We start from the raw sequence: 6,052 nt of genomic DNA on the forward strand, positions 1-6,052 counted from the left end.
AAGGCAAGATGGCGAAGGACTTCGACACCCCACGCAACGACGGCATCATCGACAACCTTGAGGAGCTCAACACCCGGAGCACCAGCAAATCCACTATTGCCATCGACATGCACGAGTCCGAGGCCGCCGAGGGCCTCGAATTGCCCGGTGCCGATCTTTCGGGCGAGGAGCTGACAATCCAGGTGCTTCCGCAGCTGGACAACGAATTCGTCTGTACGGTCTGCTTCCTCGTGCGCCACCGCAGCCAACTGGCCGATGCGAGCAGCGGCCCTCCCGTCTGCCGCGACTGCGACTTCTGACCGTGCGCGCGTGATGTCGTCCTTGTGAGGTCAGTCGCGGCGAGGTAGCTGTCGATGGGGTCGGACCGGTATTGGATCTTCTGGAGTCTGCGACACAGAACCGGCGCTGCCGCTAGGTCCACGTGTCCTTCACCTAGCACGCGAACCCACGTCAGACCGCGCGTGGTCGGGTGCAAGTTGCCACCAGTTCCCGGTGTGAGACCTTCAGGATTCGGCTAGCAGGATTTCGCAGTCTGACCTGCGGGTTTCGCCGGGCGGCTGGAGTGTAGCGGGCTGTGGAGTGGTCAGGGGCGGTTTCACGGAGGCCGCCCCTCGAGAATTCGCCCTGCGTGATCATCGAGCGTGCTGCCGAGCAGTGGGACCTTGAGCTGGACGACCTCTTCGTGAGCATCGGTCATCGCTTCGGCCGTGTGGAACTTCGCCGCCGTATGCGTGATTACATGCGCGGGCTGCTCGCCCCGGTAGCCCGAAAGAACAGCTGGCAGCTGGCCGAGCAGGCAGGCCACGCCACCCCCGACGGTCTGCAGCATCTGCTCGCCGGTGCGGGTGCCGCCTACGGGCAGGAGGGCCGCTTCCGGCGGCTGCTGGAGCAGTCGGGCGTCGGCTACGTGCTGGCCGTGCCCAAGTCCCAGTTCACCGTGGGCTGCGCATCGAGGGCCTGTTCGCACAGGCTCCGGACGAGGCGTGGGAGAAGATCTCATGCGGAGACGGGGCCGCGTGTCTACCACTGGGCGGCGGTACGGCTGCCGGCTGTCGCCGAGTTCGACTACCAGGGCGAGGTCCCCCACCGGATGCGGTGGGCGCTGGCCCGTCGCAGCATCCGCAAGCCCGACGAGATCGCCTACTACCTCGCCTATGCCCCGTTGGGGACAACTGTTCTGGAGCTGGTCCGGATCGCCGTGACGCGCTGGGCGATCGAGGAGTGTTTCCAGGCCGCGAAGAATGAATGCGGGCTGGACCAGTACGAAGTCCGCCGCTACGTGGGCTGGTACCAGGGCGGTTGCAAGTTCCGGGATTGGGTGGATCGTCCGCATTGAGCGGGAGTTGACGTGGCAACAGCACAGGCACGAGACCGGTGATCATCAGGGTGTCTACGCCAGCTGATCATATTGAGGTCCCGTGCCTGCCGCTCCATCCTCCCTGGTCCCTGCCGCCCTGGCGAAACTGGGCCCCCTTCACCATCACCACAGCTGGTGGCCGCCGAACGGCGTTGAGCAGCCGATCGAGTTCGTGGCGGCGTCCGACGAACGCGAAACCCCGTCCGAAGCCCGCAGCACCACACTGGTCAGCCGTCCCGGCCATCCCGTCACCGTCCTCCACGGACACTGCTGCCGTGCGCCAATACCCATCTCCTCGCGGCCGTACATACCCACTCTAAGCGGCCCCCATTGTTCCGTCCGGCCGGTACCGGCAGCGTCGGACATGCGCCCCCGGGCAACGTGCGTCCCGGCCGAGGCGCATCCCCGTGCAGGGCGCGTGCCCAGGCAGGGAAGGAAAGATGGGTCGTCCCGAGAAACCGCTGGATCCCGGCGAAGGTCCCGTTCAGCGCTTCGCGAGCGAACTGCGTGCGCTGCGGAGCGACGCCGGTAGCCCCACCTACCGTTCGATGGCGTGCCGTGCCCACTACTCCCCCACCGCGCTGGCCCAGGCCGCCGCGGGCGACCGGCTGCCGTCCCTGGCCGTGGTCGTGGCCTTCGCCCGGGCCTGTGGCGGGAATCCGGACGAATGGCAGCAACGGTGGTCGCAGGCCGCCGAGGAGTCGGCCGCGTTCCGGGACGACGACGTCGCCCTGTCGCCCTACCGGGGGCTGGAGCGGTTCGAGAGTGAGCAGCGGCACCTGTTCTTCGGGCGCGACCGTGTGGTGGACAGCCTGCTCGACCTCATACGCACGAAGCGGTTCGCCGCGCTGTCCGGACCGTCGGGCAGCGGGAAGTCCTCGCTGCTGCGCGCCGGCCTGCTGCCGGTCCTGCGAGATGCCGTGCGGTGCGCCGGACACCCGGTCACCGTCCACCTGATCACGCCGGGACCACGGCCGGCGACCACGTACGAGCAGCTGCTGTCGCCCGGCGCCGACGACCCGGAACGCTGGATCGTCGTCGATGAGTCCCACGAGCTGGGCACGCCGGTGCCGGACCTGGACGAGCGGCTGCGGTTCGTCGAGCTGCTGGTGGCCGCGCGGCGACCGGAATCGCGGCTGAGGGTGGTCCTCAACCTCAGGCCGGACTTCCTGTGGTGGTGCCCGCGTCGGACACCCTGGCTCGACGCACTGACCGACTGCACCGTGCGGATGCCGGGGATGACGTCGGCCGAGCTGCGCGAGGCGATCGTCCGCCCGGCGGCGGCGGCCGGGCTCGCCGTGGAACGTGATCTCACGGCCCGGCTGATCGACGACTTCCTCGGGCAGCCCACCATGCTGCCCATGCTCTCGAACGCGTTACTGCGCGTCTGGTGCCGCCGACGCGGCCGGGTGCTCACCCTGGCCGACTACGAGGAGACGGGCGGGGTGCGGGGCGCCCTCGCCACCACCGCGGAGGAAGTGTTCGACCGGCTGTGCGCCCGGCAGCGTCTCACCGCGCGCAGGGTGCTGCGCCGTTTTGTCGCCCCCGACGAGAACCGCTCCTACGTGCGCCGGCCGGTGCGGCCGTCCGAGCTGCGCGCGTTCGAGGACCGGGAGACGCGGCCGGTGCTGAACACGCTGGTCGGCGCCCGGCTCGTCACACTCGGCGAGAACTCCGCGGAGCTCACCCACGACGCCGTGATCAGCGAGTCTCCCAGGCTGCGTCGGTGGCTGGAGGAGGACCGCGAGCGCCTGCTGCACCACCGGTATCTGACCGAGGCGGCGGGAGCCTGGCAGGAGCTCGGTCACGACGAGTGCGACCTCTATCGCGGCAAGCGCCTCGCCATCGCGGAAAGCCTTTTCCTCAGCTGTCAGGAACCCGACGAGCTGACCGGTCTGGAACGCGAGTTCCTCACCGCTTCCCGCCACGCTCAGGGGCACCGCCCCGCCGCGTGACCACAACGCGTAGACGCAGCTGAAGGGGGTGTGACCGCCGTGCGGCGGTCACACCCCCTTCAGATGTGCTAGCTCCGTCCCGCGTAGTGGAACGTCGAGTAGTGGTCGTCGGTCCAGAACAGGTCGCCGGTACCGATCGCCCTGACGATCCGGTTGGCGTCACGCCGGGGAACCACGTCGTCCCGCTGACGGTCGTAGATGGTCGTGTTGTACTCCTGGAAGGTCCCCGTGTACCCGTGGCTGGAGCTGGGGGCCGCCGGGCTGTTCATGAAGTTGATGAGGCCCTGGGTCCAGTGGGCCGCCTCGATCCACTCCCGGTCACCGAGGTTGCGCCAGTTCGGCCATCCCATATTCTCCCAGAAGTCGATGCCCAAATCCATGTTGCTCGGCGGATTCTGGGTGTGCTGGGCACTACCCGAGACCGGCGCCGGCTGCGCGGAGGCGACACCCGGGGCGGCGACACCTATTCCCAGGGCGAGCGTGGAGGCGACGAAGCCCACGGCGAACGCACGCCTGCTCTTGACAACGAGTTTCTTCATGCTGATCGGATTCTCTTTCACTTGCCACTCCGCCGTGTTCGGCGGCTACGGCAAATCCTCACATCCGAGCAATTGTCCAGCTATCCCCTGCCGATTGGTGTGGACAACCTCCTGCCCGACACTGCGAGACAGTCGACACACGCACGGCACGAAAGACCCCTGCGGAAGTAGTACCGCCCCCCATTGCCGTCTTCCTCGGCCCCGCAATGGGGTTCCCGGCCTCCGGGCCCGGCATGACTGCTCCCCCCTGTTGATCATGATCTGGGGGTGGTGTCACCGGTGCCGGGCGCTGGCAGACCGCTGACTAGGGGCATGACCACCGGTTCTTCTGGGACTTGGGAGGCTCTTCGTAATGTGGATGCCGGCAGCTGGTGCCGCAGGTGAGGCCGGGACGGGTACGACCGGAGAGTGCACGTGATCGACATCAGCGAAATCGGCGTTTTCCTCGGCCTGGACGCCGGCAAAGGCGAACACCACGCCACCGCCCTGACCCCGGTCAGGGCGGCTTCAAGTTCCCGGCAGAAGCGGGCTGTCGGTGATGCCCCAGATCCAGATGGCGTGTTCGGGTGCGTCCCGGATCGCTCGGGTGGTCTTGGCGATGTTGTCCGCTCCCAGCAGCCGCAGTCTGCCGATGGCCAGGTTCCGCAGAGCGGCCATCGCCCGCGGCGCGCTGCCGGTGTGGACGGTGGAGGCGTCCTCGGCGAACACCACATCTCTGACATGGTGGCTGGAATTTTCGATTCCCCAGTGCCCGCGCACATATCCGCCCAGGTCGGCAGGGGTGGCCTGGTGGGTGTCGAGGCTGGTGACGGCGTAGACCGTCTCCCGGGTCTGCCGCTTGCCGTTCTCCTGGCGGCGCCGGTGGATGCGCAAGGCCAGCCGGGCTCGCGGGAAGGCGATCCCGCCCAGGTTCGCCGCGATGGCCATGGTCTTGACCGAGCGGGACTCCCGCCGGCCGTGCCCGGTGCCGGAGACGGTGTGCGCCACGGGCACCTGGTCCCACGGCAGGGCCTTGAGCTGGGCCGACGCGGTCGGCTGGTTTCCCTTGATCACCGCGATGTAGTGGGCTTTCTTCTCCTGTACCAGCCAGCGCACCTGGTCCTTGACGCTGTGCAGGGCGTCGAAGGTGACCACGGTGCCGGTCAGATCGAGTGGTTCCAGCAGCGGACGGAAGGCGGTCGTCTCGTTGGTCTTGGCCCCCACCTCACACTGGGCCAGGGTCACGGTGGGGGCGTGGGTGACGGCGGACAGCAGGTGCCGGTGGCGCTGCTGCCGGTGCGCGGAGCCTGACAATGCCTTGCCGTCCACCGCGATCGCCGGCCGCGGCACCGAGCCGGTGGCGTCGACGCCGGTGTAGTTGTGTCCGGCCAGGTAGGCGCCGATCGCGGCGTCCAGGGCATCGCCGTCGAGAGCGGCCAGGAGCCGGGTGAAGGTGGCATGGGACGGGGCGCGCCGGCGTCCGGGCAGATGGCGCCGGATGCCGAGGTGTTCCAGCACCGTGGTGGTGGCGCGCTGTCCCCACTCGGTGATCTCGGTGGTGGTCCGGGCGCCGGAGACGACTGCGCAGGCGCAGATCAGCAGCAGGCCGACCAGGGGATACCACCGCCCGCGACGCGAACGCGGGTCGGGTACGCGCTGGAGGTGGGCGCGCAGGCGGCCGGTGTCGTGCTGGTGAAGGGGGCCCAGTTTCGCCAGGGCGGCAGGGACCAGGGAGGATGGAGCGGCAGGCACGGGACCTCGATGTGATCAGCTGGCGTAGACACCCTGATGATCACCGGTCTGGTGCCTGTGCTGTTGCTGCGTCAACTCCCGCTGGACGCGGACGATCTACGCGATCCCGGAACTTGCAACCGCCCTGGGCTGGTACCGGCGCATCCCTCTCGCCATGCTTGCACACTCCTTCTTGGCAGCCACAGCACACCGGGCCCGCGAAAAGGGGGCGGAACCAGTGAGGCAGCCGAGGCCATCGAGCTCACAGTGGCGGAGGTTCGGCGACTCCTGGCAGCTTGTCGGCCCCGGCCCCCACACCTGCGCGGACATAGAGGCCGGCACCATGCGATGAGCTCGCACTGGCGCCGACGACGCCAAGCGATCGCCCGCCGCTGTCATTACCTGCGGCGTTGTCGCACGATCGAGGGGCGGCCTCCGTGAAACCGCCCCTGACCACTCCACAGCCCGCTACACTCCAGCCGCCCGGCGAA

At 68.4% G+C, this 6,052-nt stretch carries 4 protein-coding genes and 1 pseudogene; 3 read left to right on the plus strand and 2 right to left on the minus strand.

All coding sequences use genetic code 11. The features are described 5' to 3' along the window. The first annotated feature begins 8 nt into the window (after positions 1-8). The 3 genes and pseudogenes from ADL01_RS01940 to ADL01_RS01950 all read left to right on the plus strand — a co-directional run bounded on the left by ADL01_RS01940 (position 9) and on the right by ADL01_RS01950 (position 3,312). Positions 9-299, plus strand: a complete 291-nt coding sequence (locus ADL01_RS01940; RefSeq protein ID WP_053740089.1) for a DUF4193 domain-containing protein — start codon at positions 9-11, stop codon at positions 297-299. A gap of 389 nt (positions 300-688) precedes the next feature. Further along, positions 689-838: pseudogene (locus ADL01_RS47630) on the plus strand (IS701 family transposase); the annotation flags it as partial. Positions 839-1,797: 959 nt separating this feature from the next. Then, positions 1,798-3,312 carry a helix-turn-helix domain-containing protein gene (locus ADL01_RS01950; protein ID WP_053740090.1) on the plus strand — a complete coding sequence of 505 codons (1,515 nt, stop codon included), beginning with the start codon at positions 1,798-1,800 and terminating at the stop codon, positions 3,310-3,312. Positions 3,313-3,380: 68 nt separating this feature from the next. On the opposite strand, the gene ADL01_RS01955 is transcribed toward ADL01_RS01950, so the two are convergent. Both ADL01_RS01955 and ADL01_RS01960 read right to left on the minus strand, forming a co-directional pair. Beyond that, positions 3,381-3,851, minus strand: a complete 471-nt coding sequence (locus ADL01_RS01955) for a hypothetical protein (protein WP_159049431.1) — start codon at positions 3,849-3,851, stop codon at positions 3,381-3,383. Positions 3,852-4,358: 507 nt separating this feature from the next. After that, positions 4,359-5,582, minus strand: a complete 1,224-nt coding sequence (locus ADL01_RS01960; protein WP_063783436.1) for an ISAs1 family transposase — start codon at positions 5,580-5,582, stop codon at positions 4,359-4,361. Positions 5,583-6,052 lie beyond the last annotated feature (470 nt).

Origin of the sequence: Streptomyces sp. NRRL WC-3618, assembly GCF_001280005.1 — a bacterium.
GTDB lineage: Bacteria > Actinomycetota > Actinomycetes > Streptomycetales > Streptomycetaceae > Streptomyces.

Bases quoted from the DNA above. Each gene is read 5' to 3' on its own strand.
- ADL01_RS01940 (WP_053740089.1), top strand. From the start codon at position 9: ATGGCGAAGGACTTCGACACCCCACGCAACGACGGCATCATCGACAAC.
- ADL01_RS01950 (WP_053740090.1), top strand. From the start codon at position 1,798: ATGGGTCGTCCCGAGAAACCGCTGGATCCCGGCGAAGGTCCCGTTCAG.
- ADL01_RS01955 (WP_159049431.1), bottom strand. From the start codon at position 3,851: ATGAAGAAACTCGTTGTCAAGAGCAGGCGTGCGTTCGCCGTGGGCTTC.